Source organism: Paraburkholderia sp. BL27I4N3, from assembly GCF_003386115.1.
Lineage (GTDB): Bacteria > Pseudomonadota > Gammaproteobacteria > Burkholderiales > Burkholderiaceae > Paraburkholderia.
Genome location: NZ_QREJ01000001.1, coordinates 935,895 through 957,705, shown reverse-complemented (window position 1 = coordinate 957,705; position 21,811 = coordinate 935,895). Strand labels below are relative to the sequence as shown.

The following is a 21,811-nucleotide window of genomic DNA, read 5'->3' as shown; positions in this document are numbered from 1 at the left end:
CGCCATGACCGAACTCGTGAAGAACCATGTCGCCCGCGAGCGGATCGCCGGCCGCGGCGCGGGCGTCACACTCACCGATCCGCTGACGGGCGTTGCGCTCGTGGACCGGGCAAGCACCTTAGCCTGACAGCATCGAGCGGATCATGAGCACAGAACAGCCGGACCGCGCCCACCCGATGGAGGAGACACATGGAAGCCCTGTTGGAAAAGGCAGCGAATCAGCCCGCCGCGACAGTCGAAGCGCCGCCCGCGCTATTCAACTTCGCGGCCTACCTGTTTCGACTGAACGAAGCCCGCGCCGCCAAGACCGCCTATATCGACGACACCGGCAGCACCACCTACGCTGAGCTCGAAGAGCGCGCGCGGCGCTTTGCGAGCGCGCTGCGCACACTCGGCGTGCATCCCGAAGAGCGCGTGCTGCTCGTGATGCTCGATACCATCGCCCTGCCGGTTGCCTTTCTCGGCGCGCTCTACGCGGGCGTCGTGCCGGTCGTCGCAAACACGCTGCTCACGCCCGCCGACTATGTGTACATGCTCACGCACAGTCACGCGCGCGCGGTGATCGCCTCGGGTGCGCTGGTGCAGAACGTGACGCAGGCGCTGGAGTCCGTCGAACACGATGGTTGTCAGTTGATCGTCTCGCAGCCGTGCGAGGGCGAGCCGCTCATCGCGCCGCTGCTCGAAGAATTGATCGACGCCGCCCCACCCGCCGCCAAAGCCGCCGCAACCGGTTGCGACGACATCGCCTTCTGGCTGTATTCATCAGGCTCGACCGGCAAGCCGAAAGGCACCGTCCACACGCATGCGAACCTGTACTGGACCGCCGAGCTTTATGCCAAGCCGATCCTCGGCATCGCCGAAAGCGACGTGGTGTTCTCCGCAGCCAAGCTGTTCTTTGCGTACGGTCTCGGCAACGGCTTGACGTTTCCGCTGTCGGTCGGCGCCACGGCGATCCTGATGGCGGAGCGTCCCACCGCCGACGCGATCTTCACGCGTCTCGTCAATCATCGCCCTACCGTTTTCTACGGCGTGCCCACGCTCTACGCCAACATGCTGGTCTCGCCCAACTTGCCCGCACGCGCCGATGTCGCGATGCGCATCTGCACGTCGGCGGGCGAAGCGTTGCCGCGTGAAATCGGCGAGCGCTTCACCGCCCATTTCGGCTGCGAGATTCTCGACGGCATCGGCTCGACTGAAATGCTGCACATCTTCCTGTCTAATCGCGCGGGCGCGGTCGAGTACGGGACGACGGGCCGCCCGGTGCCTGGATACGAAGTCGAGTTGCGCGACGATGCCGGTCATGCCGTGGCCGATGGCGAAGTCGGCGACCTGTATATCAAAGGGCCAAGCGCCGCCGTGATGTACTGGAACAACCGCGAGAAAACTCGCGCCACCTTTCTCGGCGAATGGATCCGCAGCGGCGACAAGTACTGCCGGCTGGCGAACGGCTGCTATGTCTACGCGGGCCGCAGCGACGACATGCTCAAAGTCAGCGGCCAGTATGTCTCGCCGGTCGAAGTGGAAATGGTGCTGGTCCAGCACGGCGCGGTGCTCGAAGCGGCGGTGGTCGGCGTCGATCACCGCGGCCTCGTCAAGACTCGTGCTTTCGTGGTGTTGAAGCGTGAATTCGCAGCCTCTGAGATACTCGCGGATGAGTTGAAGGCTTTCGTGAAGGACCGGCTCGCGCCGCATAAATATCCGCGCGATATCGTGTTCGTCGACGATTTGCCGAAGACTGCCACCGGAAAAATTCAACGCTTCAAACTGCGCGAGCAGTCATAAGGTGATCTATGCAGAACCCCGCCATTGGCAACGATGCAGCGACGAGCGCGAGCGAATTCGCTGACTTGCCCGCTTGCGCGTCGCATGGGCCGTTGCGCATCGAGTATCGTTGGCTGAATGAAGCGGCCGGCAACGCGCCGATCGCTGTCTTCCTGCATGAAGGCCTCGGTTCGATCGCGATGTGGCGCGACTGGCCGCAAGCGCTGTGCGAGCGGCTCGGCATGCGTGGGCTGGTCTATTCGCGGCCCGGCTACGGACTTTCCACGCCGCGTGCGCATGAGGTGAAATGGCCCGTCGATTTCATGACGGCGCAGGCGCGCGATATCCTGCCCGCGTTGCTCGACGCGCTCGATATCGATATGCGCGAACGCCGGCGTATGTGGGTGATCGGCCATAGCGACGGAGGCTCGATCACGTTGCTGTATGCAGCGCTCCATCCTGAAGAATTGGCCGGCGCGGTGGCAATTGCGCCGCATGTCTTCGTCGAAGATATTTCGGTGGAGAGTATCGCGCAGACCAAACGACTCTACGAAACAACGGATCTGCGCAGCAAGCTGGGCCGCTATCACGCGGATGTCGATTCCGCGTTCTATGGCTGGAACGATATCTGGCTGAATCCGGCTTTCAGGCAGTGGTCGATTGCAGAAGAATTGGCGTCGATCCGCAAACCGTTGCTCGCCGTGCAAGGCCACGACGACAACTACGGCACGATGGCGCAGATCGAAACGATCGCCGCACACGTGCCGCATGCGCAACTGGTCAAGCTCGACGCTTGCGGACACTCGCCGCATCGCGACGCGCCGGGGCCGCTGAACGAAGCCATTGCGGCATTCGTTTCGAGCGCGACGCATTTGGACCATTGAGGTTATGAGCGCGGCGCATCTTCCCGACGACGTGCCGCGTCATAACGCTATTGCCGGCAAACGCCTCAGATTAACTTCACGCACTGCGCACGCGGGGCCAATCTCGCGCTCCGCGGTCGGCGTGGGCTCGCTGCCGGGCAATATTACCGTCGAGATCGAGGCCATCGTCGCCATCCAGGATTGACGGTCGCGCAATTCTCAACAAATACCCAAATTTCCACATCTTCACAAAAGTTACACAGGTAAGCGACTATTCTTGCGCATCGCTGACCTGGGCAAATGGACGCCCTGGCTCATCTTCCCCGTGCCGGAGACATTGCCATGTCTGTTGTGTCGAACCCGTCGATTGGCTTGCATTGCAAACGTTTGGCGGCCGCACTGGCCGCCGTGTCGCTGTGCATGCTGCTCGGCGCATGCGGCAACGACGACGACAAAACCCCGGACACGCGCGCGGTTACTTCTACGGGGAGTCCGGCCAGCCCCAATAACGCCGGCGCCGTGCTGTCGGCGAATCCGTCCTTCGCTTCACCCGCGCCCGCTGCCGTTACGATTCAAACCCCCGCACTACCCGCATCAAGCGCCGACCCGGCATTGTCCGCCGCCGCGTCGACGCCGCTCGCCACACCCGTGATCCATACCGTCGACTGAGTTTCGCGCGTCACGCGGCGCGCGGGCGAGTCTCGTGCGTTGCGTGCATCGTTCCTCCACCGAAGATCGAAAGCCAATACCATGACCTCAAAAAATCGCCGTGATTTTCTGCGCTCCGCCGCGCACGCTGCCGGTTCCGCCACCGCGCTGAGCATGCTGCCGCTGGGCATCCGCAACGCCCTCGCCATTCCCGCCAACAACAAGACCGGCACCATTCGCGACGTCGAGCACATCGTCGTGCTGATGCAGGAAAACCGTTCGTTCGACCACTACTTCGGCACCCTCAAGGGCGTGCGCGGTTTTGGCGACACGCGCGCGATCAATCTGCCCAACGGCAAGCCCGTGTGGTATCAGCCGCTGGCGGCGGACGCTGGTTACGTGCTGCCGTTCCGCCCGAGCGCGCCGAATCTGGGTCTGCAATTCCTGCAGGATCTCGCGCACGACTGGACCAGCACGCACGCGGCATGGAACGGCGGCCGCTACGATCAATGGGTGCCCGCCAAAAGCGCCACGACGATGGCCTATTTCACGCGCGAGGACATTCCGTTCCACTATCAACTCGCCGACGCGTTCACCATCTGCGACGCGTACCACTGCTCGCTGATGGGACCGACGGACCCGAACCGCTATTACATGTGGAGCGGCTGGGTCGGCAACGACGGCAGCGGCGGCGGCCCGGTGATCGACAACTCCGAACTCGGCTATGGCTGGTCCACGTACCCCGAAGTGCTGCAAAACGCGGGCATTTCGTGGAAGATCTATCAGGACATCGGCACTGGTCTCGACGCGAACGGCTCGTGGGGCTGGACGCAGAACCCGTACATCGGCAACTACGGCGACAACTCGCTGCTCTACTTCAACCAGTACCGCAACGCGCAGCCCGGCAATCCGCTTTACGACAACGCGCGCACCGGCACGAACGCGGCGAAGGGTGACGGCTACTTCGACATCCTCAAGCGCGACGTGCAGAGCAACGCCTTGCCGCAAGTGTCGTGGATCGTCGCGCCCGAAGCCTACTCCGAACATCCGAACTGGCCGACGAACTATGGCGCGTGGTACATCGACCAGGTCTTGCAGATTCTCACGTCGAATCCCGAGGTGTGGAGCAAGACGGTGCTGCTGATCAACTACGACGAGAACGACGGTTTCTTCGATCACATGGTGCCGCCGTTCGCACCGTCGTCGAGCGCGAACGGTCTGTCCACTGTCGACACCAGCAACGAAATCTATCCGGGAGACGCGAAGATTCCCGCCGCCCCGTACGGCCTCGGACCGCGTGTGCCGATGCTGGTGGTGTCGCCGTGGTCCAAAGGCGGCTACGTGTGCTCGGAGCTGTTCGACCACACGTCGGTGATCCGTTTCATCGAAAAGCGTTTCGGCCACGAGCACAATCTCGGCGAGTCGAACATCACGCCGTGGCGCCGCGCGGTGTGCGGCGATCTGATGTCGGCGTTCAACTTCAGCAATCCGAACGACGCTTTCCCGACACTGCCGGGCACGAGCGGCTACGTGCCGCCGGATCAGAACCGCCATCCGGATTACGTGCCGCTGCCGCCCGCGTTGCAGGCCGTGCCGAAGCAGGAACCCGGCGTACGCCCCGCGCGCGCATTGCCGTACGAATTGTTCGTGCGTGTGCATGGCGAAGGTTCGGCCAACCAGCTCACGATGCGCTTCGTCAATACGGGCCGTACCGGCGCGGTGTTTCTCGTCTACGCCGCTCATAGTCTCGACGCGCCGCGCACCTATACGGTCGAAGCCGGCAAGCGCCTGCAGGACGTATTGCCGCTGAATGCGGACGGCAGTTACGACTTCACCGTGTACGGCCCGAATGGCTTTCTGCGCCGCTTCGCGGGCAAGCCGGTCGCGCGCAACTGGTGGAACGGCTCCGACATCGCGCGTCCTGAAGTCGAGGAAGGTTATGACGTCGCGAACGGCAATCTGCAACTGCGCCTGGAAAACGTGGGCAGCGCGCCTGCACAGTTCAAGATCGTCAACGCGTACGATCCGAACAACGTGATCCGGCATACGGTGCGCGGCGGCGATACCGACCAGATCTACCTCGATCTGCGCAACGCTCACGGCTGGTACGATCTGGCGATTACGGTCAATACGGATCCGCTGTTCGCGCGGCGATTTGCCGGACACGTGGAAACCGGCAAGAGCAGCATGAGCGATCCGGCGCTGGGTAGCTAAGCCTTAGCCGAACGTATCGGTGAAATACAGCGGCCGCTGCGATGAAGATCGCAGCGGCCGTTTTTTCATGCACGATGCCTGGTCACTACACCGAGCAACGTCACGCGGCGACAGCGGACGATAACGACGCGCGCTCGCTTGCCTTCTCGCGAATCGCCTGCACGATGAACTCCGCATCGCGCGCGACGCCGGAGAAACGCCCCGATCCCCACGTATGCAGCCACGGCAAGCCGACGAAATACAAGCCGTCGATCGGCGTAATACCGCGCGTATGCGCCGGATAACCACGACCGTTGAACACGGGTGCATCGAGCCAGCTGAAGTCCGGCGTAAAACCGATGCACCAGATGATCGCGGCAATGCCGCTTGCTTCCAGATCAAGGGTGGTGCGCTCCTGTGACGGACGCCAGACAGGTTCGTACACACCGCCCTTCGGCGCGTCGATACCCCGCTTCTCGATGAAGTTGTCGATGCTCACGTTGATCCGGTTATACGTATCGTCCGCCGCGTCGAGATTGGCCGCGAGCGTGGGCGAGAAATGAAACTGGCCGTCGCGCAGATCGTCGAGGCGGCCGTACAGCTCCATGCCTTCGGCGGCGAACTTGCGCAGATCGATATCGCGGCCACCGTCGCGGCCCGTCACGTAGTGATTGGTGTTGTCGCGCACGCCTTCGCGCAACGGATGTTTTTCCACCGGCATGTCGTAGTACTGCATGTCGGCCAGCCAATCCACCACGTCGCGGCCACGATAGAAGCGCGCGCAACGCGGCGCCTCGCCGACCGCCAGCACCACCTTGCGGCCGGCCAGATGCAAGTCTTCCGCGATCTGCGCGCCGGACTGCCCTGTGCCGACCACCATCACCGCGCCGTCAGGCAGCGCCTGCGGGTTGCGATACGCCGACGATTGCAGTTGCACGATTCGCGCGGGCAAGCGCTCTGCCAGGCGCGGCACGATCGGCGTGTGATAGCCGCCCGAGGCCACCACCACCTGATCCGCGCTGAAATCGCCCCGCGTTGTCGTGATCGCGTAGACGCCGTCGTCGCGCTGTTTGACGCGTTTGACCTCCGTGCGCTCCATCAACGGCGCATCGACGTGTTCAATGAAACCGTCGAGGTAGGCCACGATCTCGTCCTTCTTCATGAAGCCGTGCGGATCGTTGCCGCGATACGGATAACCGGGCAGCGCGCATTGCCAGTTTGGCGTGACCAGACAGAAAGCGTCCCAGCGCTGCTCGCGCCACGTGTGCGTCACGGTGTTCTTTTCAACGACCAGATGGTCGATGCCGGCCTCTTTGAGGTAATAGCTGACCGACAGACCCGCCTGACCGCCGCCGACGACGAGCACGCTGTAATGGCCTTCGGCACGCGCGTGATGTGCTGGATTCGACATGATGCGTCCTCTGAAAGAATAAGCGCCTAGCTGAATTCGATAACCTTGACGGTCGCGTCCGGGCGATCGCGAAAGCGCGCCGCGTCGCGCTCGATCTGCGCAAGCTGGTCCATCGCCGCCGAGCAGGCAAAGCCATATTTCTCGCGCACCCGCTCCGACGCGATGCCCAGCGCCTGCCGCGAGCGCGCCACGAAATCTTCCAGCGCGTACGCCTCGCCCGGGATGAAAAAATCGCCGATCACGTGCGAGGGCGAGTAACAGTTCGCTTCGTCGCCATCGGGCCATTGAATGCGAAAGTGCATGACGGGCATTGCTGATCCTCGAATCAATGAGTGGGCACGAACACGGTCGCGTCGTGCCCATGTGTCGTCAAAGGCGTCGCCAGTTCGAGCGTGTGCTGAACGCCGTGACGCGGCTTGACTGTGCACAACGCGTTCATGTCACGTCGCCCTTCCCGACAATGAAAGGCTCGCGCTGAAAATCCCACAGCGTTGCAGCGTCGTCTCTGTGATGCACGACAACCTGATTCGCCGCATCGATGGATCCGATCACCGCACACGAGAGAGCGCGCGCATCGAATAGCGCCTGCACGGCATCGACATGCTCGGGTCGCACGGATAGCAGATAGCCGAAACTCGGAAACGCGGTCACCCAGCGTTCCAGCGCCACGCCTTCGGGTTTGGGAATGCGAGCGAGGTCGATCCGCGCCCCAACTCGCGAGCATTCGAGCAACATCAACGCCGTGCCGAGCGTGCCCGCCATGCTGATATCTTTCGCGGCATCGCACAGGCCGCTTTCCGCCAATTGCGGCAGCAGTTCGAGATCGCCGCGCAGACGCTCGGCCGGCGCATCCACCGACGCATTCCAGAACGGATACGGTTCTTCAAAACGGCCGCGCAGATCGACCGCCATCATCAGGCTGTCGCCTGGTTTCGCGTTGAAGCTCGATAGCAACGCCTTGGCGCGGCCGATAATCGACACCGCCAGTTGCGCCGCGTCGCTGCGCGTATTCGTGTGGCCGCCGACAATCGGCACGCCGTACGCGACCGACGCCGCCGCCATGCCCGCCAGCACCTCGTCGGCCGCGCCGATGCCCGGACTCCACAGCGCGTCCACCACCGCCAGCGGCCGTCCGCCCATCGCATAGATATCGCTGACGTTGACCATCACGCTGCTGTAGCCGGCAAACCACGGCATGGCGCCGACAAAATCGCTGACCATGCCTTCGATCGCAAAGAGCAGATAGCCGTCGCCATCGGCGAGCGCGGCGCAGTCGTCGCCGAGCGCCACGGCTTGCGCGAGATCGCGCGTGCCGCGAGGCAAACGCTTCGCCAGCGCGCCGATCACGTCGACGATATCGGTCTTGTGACGGAACCCACGGCTTTCGCGCAAGCTCGCGACGAGATCGGCAACGCTCATGCCGCACTCCGCGCGGGCTCGACACGGCGCGAATACACTGGCGCTTGCGTACGCGTGACGAAACCGCCAAAGGGCGTGACGCACGGCGGATAGCGGTCCAATTGCGCCTGCATCAGATGATGCGGCCTGCCGAGCAAGGTCTCCTCTGCGAGCACGTCCCAATCCATTGCGCGAAAGAGCGGCACATTCTGGCTCTGCACATGGGCCAAAAACGTCTCGCAGCCCAACGCATGCGCGCTGCTCACCGCGAGACGAATCAACGTCGCGCCGATCTTTCCATGCCGACGAAACGCCGCGTGCACGGCGAGGCGCGAACCGAACCACACGTTGTCGTGATCGCGGTGAATCCGCACGGTGCCGACCACCTGCTCCGGCATGCCGCCGAGACAACTGACGGCCACCAACTGCTGCGCGTGCCGATCGATATCGTCGCGATCATCCGCGACGAAAATGCCTTGCTCGATGCAGAACACTGCGCGCCGCAATTTGAATGCCTCTTCGGCTTCCCAATTCAACGTGGTCCACTTAATGCGGAATTCACTCGGCGCATACGGCGCGGAATCGATGTCACCGTCCAGCGTCTCGCCTGCAATCGCTTCACCGAACATGGTCACTCCTCGTACGACGACAACGACGAACACGCGCCGCATTTACCACAGCCCGCCTTGATATCGCTGGAACGCATGGCCGCGGCATTGAGCATGCCGCCCAGCGGCTGCAACACCGACTTCATGAATTCGGGCGTGGGCGCCGGATGATCTTCGAGCGGCGTGCCGCTGATCGGCACGAAGGGCACGACGAACGGATAGACACCCAGCTCGATCAGTTCGCGCGACATCGCCAGAATCGCCGCCGCGCTGTCGCCGAGCCCCGCGAGAATGTAGGTACTGACCTGGCCGCGCCCGAATACGGCCACGGCGGACTTGAATGCTTCCATGTAGCGCGACAGCGGCACGCTCGCCTTGCCCGGCATGATGCGTTCGCGCAAAGCGGGCGTCACCACTTCGAGATGCATGCCGAGCGTGTCGATGCCGCTCGCTTTCATGCGCGCGAACCAGCGGTCGTCGTCGGGTGGCTCGCATTGCGCCTGGATCGGCAGATCGACCGCGGCCTTGATGGCGAACGCGCTCTCGCACAGAATCTGCGCGCCGCGATCCGGCGTGGGCGGTGTGCCGGTGGTCAGCACCATATGCTTCACGCCGTCGAGCAACACCGCCGCGCGCGCCACTTCCGCGAGTTGCTCCGGGGTCTTGCGCGCAATCGTGCGGCCCGCCGCGAGCGACTGCCCGATCGCGCAGAACTTGCAACTCTTGCGCCGGCTCTCGTAGCGAATGCAGGTTTGCAAGACGGTGGTGGCGAGCACGTCGGCGCTATGCAATGCGGCGATATGCGAGTACGGCACGCCGTCGAGCGTCTGCATGCCGTAAAAACGCGGCGCTTTCGGAAAGCTGATGTTGGCGATTGGGATCGTGCCGCGCAATAGCGCGCTCGAACCGCTCGCATCCGGCGTCTGCGCGACGAAGGGCGAATGCCACGCGGTGCTCGTGTGCACGGGCACCATGATCGTCACGCCATCCACCGTCACCGCCTTGTGATCCGACGGACCCGCGCCGCCGCGCCGGCTCGCTGCGCCCGCATCCGGCGACACGAGCCGCAAACCGGTCGACTGCAATTCAGTCATCAATTGCCGGCTCTGCGCCGACAGCGACTCGCTGGCGTTCATCGCATCCTCCTTCGGTTGATTTGAAATCCACGCTCGATGTGGCCGACCACGGCGGCATCGGCGCGACAGTTTCCGCGGGCCGCCGGTTGATCGCGAGGCTCAGCAATTCGGGCCGCGCGTAATGGCCGACCGAATCCATCATGCGTTTGCGCTTGGTGATCAAGGCCATGTCGAGATCGGCGATCACCATGCCTTCGCCCTCGCGCAGCGGTTCGGCGAGATGCTGTCCTTCCGGCGAGACAATCGCCGTATTGCAGCCGCCGCGCAGCGCCTTCTGCAAATTCGTATCCGGCGTCACGGAGGCGATCTGCGCTTCGGTAAGCCATCCCGTTGCATTGACGACGAAGCAGCCCGACTCCAGCGCGTGATGCCGGATCGTCACCTCGATCTGCTCGGCGAAAATCGGCCCCACGAGAGAACCGGGAAACTGGCTGCAATGAATCTCTTCGTGCTGCGTCATCAAGGCATAACGCGCGAGCGGGTTGTAATGCTCCCAACAAGCCAGCGCGCCGACGCGCCCCACCGCCGTATTCGCCACCGTCAAACCCGCGGCGTCGCCCTGCCCCCAGATCATCCGTTCATGAAACGTCGGGGTGATCTTGCGGCGCTTGAGGACGATCCGGCCATCCACGTCGAAGATCAACTGCGTGTTGTAGAGGCTGCCGTGATCGCGTTCGTTGACGCCGAGCACCACCACCATCCGGTGCAAACGCGCCTGCTCGGCCACCGCCTGCGTCACCGGGCCCGGCACGATCACGGCCTCTTCATAGAGTTTCATGTGATCGGCGCCGGACACGACCGGCGGCCGCACGAAAGAAAAGTACGGGTAATACGGCACGAAGGTTTCGGGGAACACGATCAGCTGCACGCCTTCGCGTGCGGCTTTCCCAATGGCCTCGCAAACCTTCTCGAGCGTGCCGCCGCTGCGCTCGAAGTCGGGTGCGATCTGAACCGCTGCGGCGCGCACGATACGTTTGTCGGACATGGTGGTCACTTGCCTCTCGTCAAACTGCCGTCAGACCGTCCACGTGTGGATGACCAGCGCATTGTCCTTGCGGTGAAGCAACTGGATGTCGAGCACGTCGAGCGGGCTGATCGGCCGGATGCCTTCGATCAGCGAGGCTTCGCCGTGGCCATACAGCGCTTGCAGTGCGAAGCGGCACGCGTAGACCTTGCCGCCCTCTTCCATGAACTTCGTCAACTGCTTGTTGAAGTTCAGATGGCCGGGAAACGCTTCGTCGCCGAGCGTCGGAAAGCCGCGTTGCAAGCCGAGCGTAACGCCCGGCCCATACAGCAGCACCGATGTTTCGAAGCCCTTACGTTGCAGGCGCGTGGCCTGCAGCATATTGACGAAACCGATCGAACCTTCGAACGCGACCGTATGAAACGTGACGAGCGCCTTCTCGCCCGGCTCGGCTTTCACGTCTTCGAAGACTTTCTCCTCGTAGTCGACAAGGTAATCGCCTTTCTGATGCAGCGGTTTGTTGACGGCTGGCATGACACTCTCCGATCAGGTTTGCTAAGTAAAAGAGGACGCGCGTTCAAGCTGTGCGCGCTTCTTCCAATGCAACGGCCGTGCCATTGATCGGGCACGCGAATGCGATCAATCAGCAATCAATTCCGTCTCGATTCGAAGTGCGACTCGAAAAAATTTTGGGCGCGAAGGTTGCATATGACTCGGGCATCCGGCGCGAACGCCGTTGCCGCGGCTTTGTCGCACCAGCCATGTGCGATTCGCGCATACCAACGTGTCGGCGTGGTGCAGTCATTCACCACTGTCGATCAATCCGATCATTGATCGCATGCGGATGCGATCAAGTTCTCTCAACGTGAATAGAGACCCGAAAGCAATGAGCAGCCCGACACATCACTGGATCAAACGTCTCGCCGACATTCGCAAACCCGCCTATCTGGCGATCCCCGATCTGATCGAAGAAGATCTCGCCACTGGGCGGCTGCGTCCACGCGACCGCTTGCCGGGGCTGCGCGATCTCGCCCTGGAACTCGCGCTGAACTACACGACGGTGGCGCGCGCTTACGCCGAAGCGCGCAAACGTGGCCTGCTCGATTCGCGCGCGGGCAGCGGCACGTTCGTGCGGGGCCGTACAGCCACCTTGCCGCTCGCGGGCGGCAGCAGCATCGAGATGTCGATGAACACGCCCCCCGAGCCGCCCGACTTCGCGATACGCCTGCGCGAATCCGCCGCGCGGCAGATGGCCGATAGCGATCCCTATCAATTGCTGCGCTATCAGGACTTCGGCGGCTCGGCGGCCGACAAGGACGCGGGCGCCGAATGGTTGAGACGCCGCGTGCCGCATTGCGACGCGCAAAACGTGCTGGTGTGCCCCGGCATCCATAGCGCGCTTGTGGCGCTCGTCTCGCAGTTGGCGCGGCCGGGCGGCACCATTTGCCTCGATGCACTCGCCTACCCCGGCATCAAGGCGATCGCCGCGCAACTCGGCGTGCGTCTGCAGGCATTGCCGCGCGATGACGAAGGACCGCTCGCGCACGCCTTCGAGGCGCTCTGCAAGACCGACAAGCCGAGCGCGTTCTATTGCAATCCGACGCTGCAGAATCCGAGCACGCTCACGCTCACGCACAAACGGCGCGAGGCGCTCGCCGACGTGGCGCTGCGCTACAGCGTGCCGATCATCGAAGACGACGCCTACGCGATGCTGCCGCAGAACGCGCCCGACGCGCTCGCGAGTTTCGCGCCCGAACTGACCTATTACGTCACGGGTTTGTCGAAGAGCTTCGGCGCGGGTTTGCGCGTCGCGCATCTGCATGCGCCGACGTCGCGGCAAACGCAGCGGCTAGCCGGCGCATTGCGCGCCACCACCGTGATGGCGAGCCCGTTCACGGTCATGCTCGCGACGCAGTGGATCGTGGACGGCACCGCGGCTGACATGCTCAACGCGATCCGCAACGAGTCGCGCGCCCGCCAGGCCATTGCTTCGCGCATGCTCGAAGCATGGCCTTTCGAAGCCCATCAGGATGGCTTTCATTTGTGGTTGCCGGTGTCGGTGGAAAGCGGCTGGAGCGCGTCCGAACTCGCGTTGCAGTTGCGCAATCAGGGCATCGCCGCCGTGGCGGGCGCCGCGTTTTCGACCGATGGCAATCCGCCCAACGCCATGCGCGTCTGCCTCGGCGGATCGAAAACGCGCGATGAATGCGAAGAGGCGCTGCGCATCGTTGCGGAGACACTCGATCATCCGCATCATCTGCACTCTCCGGTGATGTGACGCGATCCTCAGACGCCTCCAGCCAGCGTTATCGTCATACAAATACGGCGTATCGCGAGCGATCGATCAGCGCACACCGACACGCTGTTTCCGTGCGCATTGAAAAAGCCGACGCGCAAGAAAAATTTCGCGCGCGCTCGACACGCCGCCCCGCACCGCTCACCCGCCGTCGGTGAGTGATTGAAAGCATTCCCCACTCAAGTCCCACTAATTGGAGCCGTATACAGCTTGTGAGGCCACTGCCTCGTTGACTCCGACTCCGACTCCGGTTCACCGCTCACTCCGAAAGACTCCCGACATGTTCACCTCCATTCGCGCGCGCATCGTCGCCCTGTGCGTCGCTATCGTTGTGGTCGCGCTTGCCGCCAACGCGGTTCTCAACTATGTCGTCGCCAACTCGTATAACGCCGATGCCATCGACAGCAGTCTGACCGCGGTCGAAAGCGGTCACGCGGACGGCATCGGCGACTGGGTCGCCACCAACAGCCAGATGATCAACTCGCTGCAGGACGCGGTGCTGCAAGCGGATCCGTCCGCCGCGCTGAAGCAGATCGCCGCGGCCGGCAAGTTCACCAACGTGTACGTCGGTTATGCGGACAAGACGGCGAAGTTCTCCGATCCGACCGGCATTCCGCCCGACTACGATCCGACCGGCCGTCCCTGGTACAGGCAGGCCGCGGAAGCGGGCAAGCCGGTGGTCACGCCGCCTTACGTGGACGTGGGCACGGGCAAACTGGTGGTGGCGTTCGCCGCGCCGGTGGTGCGCGACGGCGCGGTGAAAGGCGTGGTGTCGGGCGACGTCGCGATGGACAGCGTGATCGCCAACGTCAAAGCGATTCATCCGACGCCGGCGAGCTTCGGCATGTTGATCGATGCGAGCGGCCATATCGTCGCGCATCCCGATGCGAAACTGACTTTGAAGCCGGTCTCCGATGTGGCGCCGGGGTTGACCGGCGACAAGCTCGCTGCTCTCTTCAGCGCCGGGCGTCCGCTGGAAATGGACGTGAACGGCAGCACGAAGCTGCTGCGCGCGCAAGCGATTCCCGGCACCGACTGGTACGCGGTCGTCGCGCTCGACAAAGCCGAAGCGACCGCCGGCATGCGTTCGCTGCTGACCGCTTCGGTGATCGCGTTGATCGTGATCGCGGGCATCGCCGCCGCGGTCGTGGCGGCGGTCACTGCCGTGTCGTTCCAGCGTCTGTCGAAAGTGCGCGACGCGATGGATGCCATCGGCTCCGGTGAAGGCGACCTCACGCAACGTCTGCCCGCCGTCGGCAACGACGAAGTCGCGCAGATCGCGCGTTCGTTCAACACCTTCATCGACAAACTCAGCCACGTGATGCGCCAGATTCGCGACGCCAGCGAATCGGTGCGCGTGGCCGCCAATGAAATCGCCGCGGGCAACGTCGATCTGTCGGGCCGCACGGAGTCCGCCGCGGCGAGCTTGCAGCAAACCGCCGCGTCGATGGAAGAAATCACCTCGACCGTCACGCAGTCGGCAAGCGCGGCGAAGCAAGCCGACGATACCGCCGTGTCCGCCTCGCAGGTCGCCTCGCGCGGCGGCGTCGTGATTTCCGAAGTGATTGCGACGATGGGCGAGATCCAGCATGCGTCGGTCAAGATCTCCGACATCATTGGCGTGATCGACGGCATTGCGTTTCAGACCAACATCCTCGCGTTGAACGCCGCGGTGGAAGCCGCGCGCGCGGGCGAACAGGGCCGCGGCTTCGCGGTGGTGGCCGGCGAAGTGCGCAGCCTCGCGCAGCGCAGCGCGCAGGCCGCGAAGGAAATCAAGGCGCTGATCGAATCGACAGTGGCGAGCGTGACCTCGGGTTCGGGCCAGGTGCGCCAGGCCGGCGAGACGATGACGGAGATCGTCAGCAACGTCGCCAACGTGACGACCATCATTTCCGAAATCACCCAGGCCGCCAGCGAGCAGACGCGTGGCATTCAGGAAGTGAACCGCGCGGTCAGCCAGCTCGACGAGATGGTTCAACAGAACGCCGCGCTGGTCGAGCAATCCACGGCGGCGGCCGCCGCGCTGCAAAACCAGGCCGTCAGCCTGGCAGGCGCGGTGACGCAATTCAAACTCGATTAAACGCCTTACCTGGGACATCGCAGTGACGTTCTATAGAAATCTGAAGATCGCCGTTAAATTGGCCTTGCTGGGCGCGGTGTTGCTGGCCGCGACGATGATCGTGGGCCTGGAAGGCTGGCATGCGTTGGCAAAAACGCATGCACTGCAAATCGAGTCGGCGCAATCGCTCGCTCACTACGCGCGAGCCGCCGACACGGCGCGCGTTGCGCAGGTCGAGTTCAAGAAGCAGGTGCAGGAATGGAAAGACCTGTTGTTGCGCGGCGCTGATCCCGCCGCGTTCGCCAAATACCGTGACGCCTTCAGCAAGGAAAGCGGCACGACGCAGGCCGCCCTGCTGCGTCTAAAGGATCAGTTGAGCGCATTGGGCGCAAACGTGGACGGCGTCGACAAGGCGCTCGCCACGCACGCTTCGTTGCAGGACACTTACCTCGATGCGCTCAAGCATTACGACGCCGCCGATCCGAACACCGCACACGTGGTCGACGCTCTCGTGAAGGGCATCGACCGCGCGCCGACCGCCGCGATCGACGACATCGTCGCTTCCGTCATGCAACAGGCGCAGGATTCCAGCGTGCGCACGAGCGAAGCGGCGGAACGCTCCTATACGATTGCCACGGTGCTGCTGCTGTCGGTCGTGATCGGTTCGCTCGGCGTCGGCGCATTTGCGGTGTGGTTTCTCAGCCGCAGCATCACGCTGCCGGTCAGGCAGGCCGTGGGCGTCGCGCAGGCGGTTGCGGCAGGCGATCTGCGCGCGGACGTGGCCGTGTTGAGCCGCGACGAGACCGGCCTGCTGCTCATCGCGCTCAACGACATGAACCGGCGCTTGCGGCAGATCGTCAGCGAGATTCGTGAAGGCGCAACGACGATTTCGTCGGCCACGCAGGAGATCGCTGCAGGCAACCTCGACCTGTCCGCACGCACTGAACAGCAAGCGGCCTCGCTCGAAGAAACCGCCGCGTCGATGCAGCATTTCACCGACTCGGTTCAGCGCAACGCCGCCAATGCGCGCGAGGCCACCACGCTCGCGCAAACCGCGGCGCAAGCGGCACGCGATGGCGGCGCCGTGATGAGCGACGCGGTGCGCACGATGGGCCAGATCGAAGCGGCGTCCAGGCGCATCGTCGATATCATCGCGGTGGTGGAAGCGATCGCGGCCCAGACCAATATTCTCGCGCTCAACGCCGCGGTCGAAGCGGCCCGTGCCGGCACGCAAGGGCGCGGCTTTGCGGTCGTCGCGAGCGAAGTGCGCAGTCTCGCGCAACGTTCCGCCGATGCCGCGCAGGAGATCAAGGCGCTGATTCGCGAGTCGGTCGCCACGATCGACGCCGGCACGCAGTTGATCAATCACGCGAGCAATACGATGGACGGTGTGGTGGCCAGCGCGGGCAGCGTGACGCGCATCGTCGAATCCATCGCGACGGCAAGCGTCGATCAGGCAGCGGGTATCGCGGAAGTGAACGATGCCGTCACGCAGATGGATCAGGTGACGCAAAGCAACGCGGCGCTCGTCGAGCAGGCGGCTGCCGCAGCCGATGCGGTGCAAAGCAAGGCCTCCGGGCTCGTGCAAAGCGTGAGTTTCTTCAGGCTGGGAGCCGCGGCTTAAGGCTTGGCGCCGTGTGGCGCCCGTAGTTATGCAAGCTTGAAGCGGCGCGCAATGCGCGCTTACGACTCGAAATCGAGTCCGCCGATCAACACCAGAGGATCGGCCTGCGTATGCGAGAGAAAATCCAGTTCGCGCGCATGATTCCAGGCCGCGAGCTTGCGCGGCAGCGCGGCCAGATAGCCGGCGAAACGCGAGGGCCCTTCCGCGCCCATCAGTCGCTCGATTTCGTCGCTGTCCCAGGTCAGATACAGATTCAGCGGGTAGGTGTAGTGCCCCATGTCTTCGATGGGCGCTGCGTGAATCCGCACGCGAGTGGGATGCCCATGGCCGCCGTACGGCAGCACTTTGGTCTGCACGGTTGTCGCGAAACAGGCGGCAATCGCCTCGGCAATGCGAGGCGCGAACTCTTCATCGAAACGGGCGGCACTCTCCGGACTCATCCAGGTCTCCAGCTTTGTGCGTGATGAGCCGGCTATCCTAGCACGCGGACGGGCGCGTGCCTGTTGCGTCGCGGCATGTCTGCCTCGTGGCCACGCGCAACCGCGGCAGCGGCTTTGCGTCGGCCCATCCGCCTCAAACCGTCTTCAGAATCCGCGGCTTCGCTTCGTTCACCGCCAATGCGAGTTCAGGCACCGCATCGGGCGCGCCGGCGCCCTTCTCCGTGCGCATCGACAGATAGCGCAAACAGCACACCCGCAAAAACGATGCGAAGTTGGTCGGCATCTCGCCGCGCAAAGCGATCAGTTCGTCGTAGAGCTTCACGGCGAACTGGCTGGTCGTCATGCTCTCGCGCGCGGCGATTTCGTGCAGCACGTCCCAGAACAGATTCTCCAGCCGCACCGTGGTGATCACGCCGTGAATGCGCAACGAGCGCGTGCGCGACTCGTACAGGATCGGATCGGCGTTGATGTATATCCCACACATAACGTTTGCTCCTTAATTACAAGCACGCGCGCCGTGGCGCTTTTCATGCAGCCACGGCACGCCGCCCGTCTTCGTCAACATACGCCGGCATTCGCCGCCCGGCAATCGCATCGAACCCGAACGCCGCGCCGGCCCCGTCGAACCGCTTTACACCGCGCGTTTATTCATCTGTCCCGCGATGTGATCCGCCTGACGGATCGCCAGTGTGACGATCGTCAAGGTCGGATTTTCCGCCGCGCCGGTGGTGAACTGGCTGCCATCCGAAATGAACAGGTTCGACACTTCATGCGTCTGGCCGAACCGGTTGCACACGCCGTCTTCGGCACGCGCGCTCATGCGGGCGGTGCCGAGATTGTGCGTGGACGGATACGGCGGCACGCGATACACCGTCTTCGCGCCCGCTGCTTCGTACACCGCCGTGCCCTGCCTGAACGCGTGCTCGCGCATCGCTTCGTCGTTCGGATGATCGTCGAAATGCACGTTGGCGACCGGCTGGCCGTACTGATCCTTCACGTCCGTGTTCAAGGTCACACGATTGCTCTCGCGCGGCATATCCTCACCGACGATCCACATACCCGCCGTGTACGCGTATTGATCCATCGCCTGGCTGAAGGTCGGCCCCCATGCGCCCGGATTCAGAAAGGCCGCGTAAAACGGCAGGCCGAGCGACACGGTCTCCATGTGATAGCCGCCCGCGAAGCCGCGCTGCGGATTGAACACCGCTTCGTCCTCGATGATGCCGGCCATCGTGGTGCCCTTGAACATCTCCACCTTGTCGTTGAACACCGCATACACCGAGCCCGTGGTGTGACGCATATAGTTGCGGCCCAACTGGCCCGAGCCGTTCGCGAGTCCCTGCGGGAATTTGCTCGAATGCGAGTTCAGCAACAGCCGCGGCGTCTCGATCGAGTTGCCGGCCACCGCGACGACGCGTGCCTTCTGCCGCTGCAATTTGCCGTTGCCGTCATAGTAGATCACCTCCTTCGCCTTGCCGCGCGCATCGGTTTCAATGCGCACCACGTGGGCCTGCGTGCGCAACTCCATATGGCCGGTCGCCTGAGCGCGCGGCAATTCGGTGTAGAGCGTCGACCACTTGGCGCCCGTGCGGCAACCCTGAAAACAGAAGCCGCGCTGGAAGCAATGCGCGCGGTCGTCGCGCACCACGCTATTGATCGCCATGTGGCCGGTATTGCATTCCTTGTAGCCGACTTTCATCGCGCCGGCCGACATCACCTTGAAGTTGTTGTTGCCCGGCAGGCCCGGCAGACCGTTGGTGCGCGTCACGCCCATTTTCTGCGACGCGCGGTCGTAATATGGATCGAGCTCTTCACGCGTGAGCGGCCAGTCGAGCAGATTGGCGTCCTTGATATCGCCGTAGGTCGTCTTCGCCTTGAATTCGTACGGCTGGATGCGCAGACTCGCGCCGGCCCAGTGCGTGGTCGTGCCGCCGACCGTCTTGCAGATCCACGCGGGCAGATTCGGAAAGTCCTTGGCGATGCGCCAACTGCCCGACGTGGTGCGTTTGTCGAGCCATGACAGCATCTGGAACGCGCCCCATTCGTCCGTCGTGAAATCGGCCTGCGTATGCAGCTTGCCCGCTTCCAGCACGACGACGTTGATGCCCTTCTGCGCGAGTTCGTTGGCGAGCGTGCCGCCGCCCGCACCGGAGCCGATGATCACGACGACCTTGTCGTCGTTGTGCGAAAAACGCACCTTGTTGTTGTCCTGATCCATTTCTTTCTCCGCTGTCGACAAGAGTTGGCGCTTTAGCGCTTACTCTTGTCCCATGCACCGCAGTCGACAAGAGTTGGCGCTTCAGCGCTTACTCTTGTCCCATGCACCGCAGTCGACAAGAGTTGGCGCTTCAGCGCTTACTCTTGTCCCATGCACCGCAGTCGACAAGAGTTGGCGCTTCAGCGCTTATACCTGCCCCATGCAACGTTCTCGTCGCGATTAGCTGTCCGTCGGGATCGGGCCACTGGCTGCAGGCGGCGGATTGGGCAGCCACGAAAGGCTGTTGAACCCTTTCGTCAGGTAGCCGCCATCGCCTTCCGAAGCGCCGTAGCCGAAGTGCGCGTACGCCATGGTGTTGGCGTACAGCGAAACCACCGCGGTGCTGCGTATCGTGTTGAAGAACGGCGTGCCCGCGAGCGCGGCGACGTCTTTCGCCTGGTCCGCAGGCGCGCGTTTCAGCCAGTCTGAACCCGCCTGCGCGTCGAGTTGTTTGACCCCGTCCGCAAGTTGCTGGCGTACCGCCGGATCGGCTTTCGCTTTCGCGTCGAGGTCCTTGACCACCAGCGCGTAGACCGCGTTGTCGAGCGTGGGGTGTGGATAGATCTGCCGCGTGATGGCCAGAATCACTTCGCCCTGGTGCGTGTCGAGACCTTGCAGTTCGAGGGCCCACGCGCGGCTCGGCGCGAGCGTCGACAGTACCGACGAGAACGCCAGCGTGCCCATCAGCACACCCGTGCCTCTCAAAAGTTCGCGACGCGTGAGCGGAAGCCGCAACGCGGCCGCGGCAGCCTTCGCCGCGCGATGCTCGCCGCCGTGTTCATGCGTGTGCTTATGCGTGTGTTCGTGAGAATGCTCACGGCGTGCGTGATCGGACGCGACGATCGGTATGACCGTTGTCTTCATGGTTGTCTCCTGTCGACCAGAGCTGGCGCTTCAGCGCCTCATTCCAGTCCCATCCAAGATGGTTGCTTGTGGGGTATTGCAACTACGCGCGGCGGCCGCCGGATTACTTTGGCTATTGATAGTGGCCGTGGCGTTCCAACACTTCGATCTTGTAGCCGTCAGGGTCCTGAATGAAAAAATAACGCGCCAGCAACTCACCGTCGCCGTTGTGAAACTCGCGCAGATCGTTGGGCGTCATGCCGAGATCGAGTAGACGCTGCCGTTCGTGTTTCGCATCGTCGACCACAAAAGCGACATGGCCGTAGCCGTCGCCGTGCGAATACGGTTCCTCGCGGCCTTTGTTCCAGGTCAGTTCTATTTCGGCGTCGGCTTCGGCGTTGCGCAAATAAGCGAGCGTGAAGTCCGGAAAATCGAGCCGGTGCGATACGTCTAAATTGAAAGCTTTTTGATAGAACGCGAGCGAGCGCGGCAGATCCTGCACACGGATCATCGTGTGGATGAGTTTGGCCATCGGTGTCCCCTCCTGTTTGAATCAAGTTTAGGAGGACGCACACGCGAGTGGTAATGCACGGCTAAATAGCGCCAGGGACTTGCCCTATGTTGCAGCAGCGTCGCTTGCGGGGATTTCGCTCGCGCGTCGACGGGGTGAACACTGATGCACATGGCGCCCCGTCAGGTTGCATTGCAGCACGCCGGCCTGTTCAGGCAAGCATGTGCCGAATGGCATTAGGCGAAACCCGACGTCGACGTGGCGGCCACGCACATCCGGTGAAGCCCATTCGTTTTTGCCCGACAGCCATACACAGATGCGTCGAGTTTCCATAAGATCGGGTTCGGATGTCTTTCTAAATGCCGTGGAGCGTAGTGCGTTATGGAATTCGATACGAAAGTCGCGATCATCGTGCTGGACGATCTCGCTGTCTGGCAAAAACTCAATGTGACCGCGTTTCTCGCGACGGGGATCGCCGGCGCCGCACCGGAGGCGATGGGCGAGCCGTACGAGGACGCGGCGGGCCGCCGGCACGCGCCGCTGCTCGGCCAGCCGATGATGGTGTATCAGGCGGACAACGCGGGTTTGCTGCGCGCGTTTCGCCAGGGCATTGAACGCGAATTGACGCGCGCGGTGTATGTGCGCGCGATGTTCGCGACCGGTCACGATCAGGCGAACCGCGAAGTGTTCCGCGCCGAACCCGCCGATGCGCCCGACCTCGTCGGCATTGCCGTGCGCGGGCCGAAGAAGGCGGTCGATAAAGCCGTGAAAGGTCTCTCACTGCATGCGTGACACGCCG

At 63.2% G+C, this 21,811-nt stretch carries 22 protein-coding genes; 10 read left to right on the top strand and 12 right to left on the bottom strand.

The window, feature by feature from the left end:
- The first annotated feature begins 4 nt into the window (after positions 1–4).
- The 6 genes from B0G71_RS41800 to B0G71_RS04370 all read left to right on the top strand — a co-directional run bounded on the left by B0G71_RS41800 (position 5) and on the right by B0G71_RS04370 (position 5,486).
- The gene (locus B0G71_RS41800) at positions 5–127 is read left to right on the top strand and encodes a hypothetical protein (RefSeq protein ID WP_258875803.1); all 123 of its coding nucleotides are present in this window, start codon (positions 5–7) and stop codon (positions 125–127) included.
- Positions 128–189: 62 nt separating this feature from the next.
- Positions 190–1,782, top strand: a complete 1,593-nt coding sequence (locus tag B0G71_RS04390) for a benzoate-CoA ligase family protein (protein ID WP_116139978.1) — start codon at positions 190–192, stop codon at positions 1,780–1,782.
- An 8-nt stretch (positions 1,783–1,790) separates the two neighbouring features.
- Positions 1,791–2,645: an alpha/beta fold hydrolase gene (locus B0G71_RS04385; RefSeq protein ID WP_116139976.1), complete on the top strand. Its 855-nt coding sequence runs from the start codon at positions 1,791–1,793 to the stop codon at positions 2,643–2,645.
- 4 nt (positions 2,646–2,649) lie between these two features.
- Positions 2,650–2,829, top strand: coding sequence for a hypothetical protein (locus tag B0G71_RS41795; RefSeq protein ID WP_258875482.1), 180 nt, complete (start codon positions 2,650–2,652; stop codon positions 2,827–2,829).
- A 137-nt stretch (positions 2,830–2,966) separates the two neighbouring features.
- Positions 2,967–3,293, top strand: a complete 327-nt coding sequence (locus tag B0G71_RS04375; RefSeq protein WP_116139974.1) for a hypothetical protein — start codon at positions 2,967–2,969, stop codon at positions 3,291–3,293.
- An 81-nt stretch (positions 3,294–3,374) separates the two neighbouring features.
- Entirely contained in the window at positions 3,375–5,486 is a 2,112-nt protein-coding gene (locus tag B0G71_RS04370) for a phosphocholine-specific phospholipase C (protein ID WP_116139972.1), read from the top strand.
- A gap of 100 nt (positions 5,487–5,586) precedes the next feature.
- On the opposite strand, the gene B0G71_RS04365 is transcribed toward B0G71_RS04370, so the two are convergent.
- From B0G71_RS04365 to B0G71_RS04335, 7 genes are all read right to left on the bottom strand, one after another.
- A complete protein-coding gene (locus B0G71_RS04365; RefSeq protein ID WP_116139970.1) occupies positions 5,587–6,876 on the bottom strand; it encodes an MSMEG_0569 family flavin-dependent oxidoreductase in 1,290 nt (429 codons plus the stop codon).
- Between the two features lie 26 nt (positions 6,877–6,902).
- Entirely contained in the window at positions 6,903–7,187 is a 285-nt protein-coding gene (locus B0G71_RS04360) for an MSMEG_0570 family nitrogen starvation response protein (protein WP_116117786.1), read from the bottom strand.
- Positions 7,188–7,311: 124 nt separating this feature from the next.
- On the bottom strand, positions 7,312–8,295 hold the full coding sequence (locus tag B0G71_RS04355; protein WP_116139968.1) for a sll0787 family AIR synthase-like protein: 984 nt from the start codon (positions 8,293–8,295) through the stop codon (positions 7,312–7,314).
- Entirely contained in the window at positions 8,292–8,903 is a 612-nt protein-coding gene (locus B0G71_RS04350; protein ID WP_116139966.1) for an MSMEG_0567/Sll0786 family nitrogen starvation N-acetyltransferase, read from the bottom strand. Before B0G71_RS04350 ends, B0G71_RS04355 begins: the two co-directional genes overlap by 4 nt.
- Positions 8,904–8,905: 2 nt before the next feature.
- Positions 8,906–9,976 carry an MSMEG_0568 family radical SAM protein gene (locus tag B0G71_RS04345; protein ID WP_116119592.1) on the bottom strand — a complete coding sequence of 357 codons (1,071 nt, stop codon included), beginning with the start codon at positions 9,974–9,976 and terminating at the stop codon, positions 8,906–8,908.
- The gene (locus B0G71_RS04340) at positions 9,969–11,003 is read right to left on the bottom strand and encodes a Nit6803 family nitrilase (RefSeq protein WP_116148316.1); all 1,035 of its coding nucleotides are present in this window, start codon (positions 11,001–11,003) and stop codon (positions 9,969–9,971) included. The genes B0G71_RS04345 and B0G71_RS04340 overlap by 8 nt, the downstream gene beginning before the upstream one ends.
- Positions 11,004–11,033: 30 nt before the next feature.
- Positions 11,034–11,516, bottom strand: coding sequence for an MSMEG_0572/Sll0783 family nitrogen starvation response protein (locus tag B0G71_RS04335; protein ID WP_012433701.1), 483 nt, complete (start codon positions 11,514–11,516; stop codon positions 11,034–11,036).
- 352 nt (positions 11,517–11,868) lie between these two features.
- On the opposite strand from B0G71_RS04335, the gene B0G71_RS04330 reads away from it, so the two are divergent.
- The 3 genes from B0G71_RS04330 (at position 11,869) to B0G71_RS04320 (ending at position 16,961) form a co-directional block, all read left to right on the top strand.
- The gene (locus B0G71_RS04330) at positions 11,869–13,260 is read left to right on the top strand and encodes a PLP-dependent aminotransferase family protein (RefSeq protein ID WP_116139964.1); all 1,392 of its coding nucleotides are present in this window, start codon (positions 11,869–11,871) and stop codon (positions 13,258–13,260) included.
- Positions 13,261–13,558: 298 nt separating this feature from the next.
- The gene (locus tag B0G71_RS04325; RefSeq protein ID WP_116139962.1) at positions 13,559–15,358 is read left to right on the top strand and encodes a methyl-accepting chemotaxis protein; all 1,800 of its coding nucleotides are present in this window, start codon (positions 13,559–13,561) and stop codon (positions 15,356–15,358) included.
- Positions 15,359–15,380: 22 nt separating this feature from the next.
- Entirely contained in the window at positions 15,381–16,961 is a 1,581-nt protein-coding gene (locus B0G71_RS04320; protein WP_116139960.1) for a methyl-accepting chemotaxis protein, read from the top strand.
- Positions 16,962–17,020: 59 nt separating this feature from the next.
- Here the strand turns inward: B0G71_RS04320 and B0G71_RS04315 are convergent, their stop codons facing one another.
- From B0G71_RS04315 to B0G71_RS04290, 5 genes are all read right to left on the bottom strand, one after another.
- Entirely contained in the window at positions 17,021–17,401 is a 381-nt protein-coding gene (locus B0G71_RS04315) for a DUF5594 family protein (RefSeq protein ID WP_116139958.1), read from the bottom strand.
- 133 nt (positions 17,402–17,534) lie between these two features.
- A complete protein-coding gene (locus B0G71_RS04310; RefSeq protein WP_012433706.1) occupies positions 17,535–17,885 on the bottom strand; it encodes a ribbon-helix-helix domain-containing protein in 351 nt (116 codons plus the stop codon).
- 147 nt (positions 17,886–18,032) lie between these two features.
- Positions 18,033–19,619: a GMC family oxidoreductase gene (locus B0G71_RS04305; RefSeq protein WP_116139956.1), complete on the bottom strand. Its 1,587-nt coding sequence runs from the start codon at positions 19,617–19,619 to the stop codon at positions 18,033–18,035.
- 219 nt (positions 19,620–19,838) lie between these two features.
- Positions 19,839–20,522: a tat (twin-arginine translocation) pathway signal sequence gene (locus B0G71_RS04295; protein WP_116139954.1), complete on the bottom strand. Its 684-nt coding sequence runs from the start codon at positions 20,520–20,522 to the stop codon at positions 19,839–19,841.
- Positions 20,523–20,634: 112 nt separating this feature from the next.
- A complete protein-coding gene (locus tag B0G71_RS04290; RefSeq protein WP_116139952.1) occupies positions 20,635–21,033 on the bottom strand; it encodes a VOC family protein in 399 nt (132 codons plus the stop codon).
- Positions 21,034–21,393: 360 nt separating this feature from the next.
- On the opposite strand from B0G71_RS04290, the gene B0G71_RS04285 reads away from it, so the two are divergent.
- Positions 21,394–21,804 (top strand): DUF2000 domain-containing protein, encoded by a 411-nt coding sequence (locus tag B0G71_RS04285; RefSeq protein ID WP_106279245.1) that lies wholly within the window; start codon positions 21,394–21,396, stop codon positions 21,802–21,804.
- Positions 21,805–21,811 lie beyond the last annotated feature (7 nt).